The following is a 3,046-nucleotide window of genomic DNA, read 5'->3' on the forward strand; positions in this document are numbered from 1 at the left end:
CCATTTTTTTGCTTACCTCCACCTTAATTCCTTCTTTCAAAACTATACCTATCAATCGTTTCCCCTTTTTTTAAGTTTCTTCTCTTTTTGTTAAGAAAGATCTGACTAATGGATAGCCTTATCAAGGGGGGATTAAGGGGGGATCCGCACCCCTATTATCAAGGGGGGATCCATCTTCAATTTAATTATGACTACTTACTTATCCCATTCAAATTGTTCCCCTTTTTTTCATTAACTCAACCACAATCGGATGCACGTTATACCACAAATCGCCATTGCGGTATTCCAAAATATATAAACCATGCAACAGATCTAGAAAATTTTGATCCTTGAGATCCTTCGGTTTTGACTTTTTATAAACAGTTTTAATAATTTCCTCATCTGCTGTACCGATACTTTCAGCAAAATCGAGACTAAGTTCTGTGATTGATTGTTCTAAAACAGCTTGATTAATTTTTAGGGTATTATCATCGGGATAACGACGAATTGATCGCAAACAAACCCGACAGCAATCATTAGTAATGCGAATTAATTCTCGTAACACTCCCCCACTATAAAGACAAATTTTTTCGAGGGTATCAGGATCGATTAAAGCGGGATCGATGCGCTTAGTGATTATCTCGGTTAAAGTAGCAATAATTTGCGGATCGGGTATAGCATTAGGTGAATTAATTTCTCCCTGTTTAAAGAGTTTATATACAGGCATTTGCACGATCTGATCGTTGGTTTCTGTTTGGAGAGTTGCCTTTAAAGCTACTTCTCTTAAAGCGGCGATCGGAATAGTCATAATAATCCGAAAACCGGGCAACATAATCGCTTTAATATGGGATTGAAAAATATCCCTTACCTGTGCTAAGTCAATTTTATCAATGTCATCAACAATTACTAAGATTTTTTTCTGACTTTGGGACTCGATCGCACTAGCGATAATGTTAATTTGGGCAACTAAATCGGTAATTCTCCGCTCATATTTTTGTTTGATTTCCTGGCGAATAGTCGAATTAATCTTGAGAATTCCTTTAATGTGAGCTAGTAAAGTAGAAAAGTTAAAACCTGTTTCGACAGTGGCATCTGCTTGATTGGTTTCCGTGCGGATTTGTTCGGCAAACCATTGATAAAAGCTTTTTTTAATAGAATCTTTAATAGTTAAATTTTGGGTTTCCGCTTCTGACATCATCTGAACGGCGATCGAGAATAAAATATTAACATGATTTACGTCTGACATCTCGATCATGTCTGAGATCGAGAAGAAAACAACAAAATAGCGATCATCTAACTTTCTTTTAAATTCGTAGAGTAGGGTTGATTTACCACAACCCCGATGTCCTGCTAGAATAATTTTTCCGTCTTCCCAAGGACTATCTTCTACCAATTGTTCTAATTCGTCGATAATTTCTGTGCCGTATTCGACAGCAAAACGCTGTAATTCTTTATCCGATCGCAGCGGTAAAAGTTCTAAATTACGATAGGCTTCTCGAAAGGGTTCCAGTAAAGGACTAACCATGAGTAATTAAATTAAGTGGGTGGGTGGAATTAAATATAAGATGAACGTAGGTTGGGTTGAAGCATGAAACCCAACGCCTGCATGGGTTACTAACCATGAGTAATTAAATTAGACGGTGTTGTGTGAAGATAATTAGCCACAAAGAAAACCAGAAAAAAATTAACTGATAACTGATAACTGATAACTGATAACTGATAACTGATAATTGTTATTTTTCTGCTGCCCAACTGTCGGGAGTGTAGGTTTTTAATGCCAAAGCATGGATGGCTTCGGTAGCCAGTGCCGATTGTAAAGCGCCATAAACCATTTGATGCTGTTTAACGCGGGTTTTGCCGGCAAATTCGCCGGAAATAACCACCGCTTCCAAATGATCGCCACCTCCCGTCAAATCCCGAATCATCACTTGTGCATCGGGGATTTGTTCTTGAATCATCGCTTCTACTTGGCGAAAGTCAACCATCGTAACTCCTCAAAAAAATTAAAGATACTCTGATCCCATTTTTACCGAAAGCTCGTCAATGGGGACAAAATTTACTGCTGTGGGGGGGAGTTGTTAGGAGTTGCGGAGGTGGGAGTCGGTGCGGAGATGGGTGTACTGACAAATCCCATCTCGTAGAGTTGTTGATAGCTTTTTTGTCCTAATTCACTGGTGGGGTTTTGGGATTGAATCACCTGAATTAACAAAGGAACCGCCAATTCTGGCTGATTTTGCGCCCTATGGACCAAAGCAAGCTGATAGGTGGCTTCATCCCGCAGTTGTCCCGTGTTTAAAGCACTTTGACGCTGAGAATCGAATACTTTCGGGTCAATTCCTGAGAAACTATTAGCTAATTGCAGATGATAGTTAGATAGTTGGTTAAAAATCCGGCGCGCTTGATTGAGTTTGTCCACAGCGACATCGTATTTAGCGGCATTAATAGCGGCGTTCGCTTCTTCCACTAAACGTTGTCCCCCCTGAAGACTCAGGACACTATCGGCTTGATTTAAGGGTTTCAATTCGTTAGGATCGCTGGCAGGAGTGTTAGAGTCGGGGGTTTGTGCTTGTCCGTCAGGTGCGATCGCAATCACTAAACCGATCACCAGAGTGAGCAGATAAATTAAACTATAAGGCTGTTTTCGCTTAACCATAAAATTTCTCGACTTAATGTTCCTGATGGGAACGGCTATTTTTTCTAACATCGACACCTGACCTATAGTAGCTTTTTTGGGGCAGTTTCGATCCGACCCCAGCTTTCTAGACGTTAGATATAGCGGTTTTGTCGCCATGGCAAGCGCTGATTTTTCCCGAAAAATCAGTACAAGTCCCCAAAAAGTTAGTTTATCCCCCCGATTAATGGTTTAAATACGGATAATTCAACCCTTGCAAGGCTGTCCAGATAGAATAAAGAGAAAGTAGGAGTTTAGTTAAAATGTCTTTATCACTGATTACCCGTAAGTTTACGGTGGAAGAATACGAAAAAATGACAACCCAGGGAATAATCAAACCCGATGAAAAAGTGGAATTAATTCGAGGAGAAATTATCAAAATGTCACCGATGGGAA

Annotated in this window: 3 protein-coding genes and 1 pseudogene; 1 reads left to right on the forward strand and 3 read right to left on the reverse strand. The window is 39.9% G+C overall.

Translation table 11 applies throughout. The features are described 5' to 3' along the window. Window positions 1–208: 208 nt before the first annotated feature. The 3 genes from IM319_RS07395 to IM319_RS07405 all read right to left on the reverse strand — a co-directional run bounded on the left by IM319_RS07395 (window position 209) and on the right by IM319_RS07405 (window position 2,683). Window positions 209–1,504 (reverse strand): P-loop NTPase fold protein, encoded by a 1,296-nt coding sequence (locus IM319_RS07395; protein ID WP_287735158.1) that lies wholly within the window; start codon window positions 1,502–1,504, stop codon window positions 209–211. 208 nt (window positions 1,505–1,712) lie between these two features. Continuing rightward, window positions 1,713–1,964 (reverse strand): BolA family protein, encoded by a 252-nt coding sequence (locus tag IM319_RS07400; RefSeq protein WP_002737239.1) that lies wholly within the window; start codon window positions 1,962–1,964, stop codon window positions 1,713–1,715. A gap of 71 nt (window positions 1,965–2,035) precedes the next feature. Next, entirely contained in the window at window positions 2,036–2,683 is a 648-nt protein-coding gene (locus tag IM319_RS07405) for a hypothetical protein (protein ID WP_286824114.1), read from the reverse strand. Between the two features lie 230 nt (window positions 2,684–2,913). Between IM319_RS07405 and IM319_RS07410 the strand changes: the two are divergent. Further along, window positions 2,914–3,046, forward strand: a pseudogene (locus IM319_RS07410) (Uma2 family endonuclease); the annotation flags it as partial.

Origin of the sequence: Microcystis sp. M113S1 (assembly GCF_020246945.1) — a bacterium.
Classification (GTDB): domain Bacteria; phylum Cyanobacteriota; class Cyanobacteriia; order Cyanobacteriales; family Microcystaceae; genus Microcystis.

What these genes read in the sequence shown, in the direction of transcription:
- IM319_RS07405 (WP_286824114.1), bottom strand. Translation starts at nt 2,683, where the DNA reads ATGTTAGAAAAAATAGCCGTTCCCATCAGGAACATTAAGTCGAGAAAT.
- IM319_RS07400 (WP_002737239.1), bottom strand. Translation starts at nt 1,964, where the DNA reads ATGGTTGACTTTCGCCAAGTAGAAGCGATGATTCAAGAACAAATCCCC.
- IM319_RS07395 (WP_287735158.1), bottom strand. Translation starts at nt 1,504, where the DNA reads ATGGTTAGTCCTTTACTGGAACCCTTTCGAGAAGCCTATCGTAATTTA.